Genomic DNA, 331 nt, shown 5'->3' with positions numbered 1-331 from the left:
TAGCCGATCGCGGCTACTTCAACAGCCCGGAGATCCTTGCGTGCCACGAGGCCGGCATCACAGTGACTCTGCCCAAGCCGCTAACGTCGGGCGCCAAATCGAAAGGGCGTTTCGGCAAGCAGGACTTTGTCTATTTGCCGGAAGAAGACGCCTATCCAGCTGGAGAGCGGCTGCCATATCGCTACACGAATGAAGAAGACGGCAAGATGCTGCGGCGCTACTGGACCACGGCCTGTCAAAGCTGCTCACTCAAGTCCCAGTGCACGACAGGGCCAGAGCGGCGGATTACACGATGGGAGCATGAGCACGTGCTCGATGCTGTCCAGCAGCG

Annotated in this window: 1 pseudogene; it reads left to right on the top strand. The window is 59.8% G+C overall.

The window, feature by feature from the left end:
• Positions 1-331, top strand: a pseudogene (locus tag OZ411_RS43245) (IS5/IS1182 family transposase); the annotation flags it as partial.

It is taken from the genome of Bradyrhizobium sp. Arg237L (genome assembly GCF_029990105.1).
In the GTDB taxonomy this organism is placed as follows: domain Bacteria; phylum Pseudomonadota; class Alphaproteobacteria; order Rhizobiales; family Xanthobacteraceae; genus Bradyrhizobium.
The sequence above is the reverse complement of the archived record's forward strand: the minus strand, read 5'-3'. Positions and strand labels throughout refer to the sequence as shown.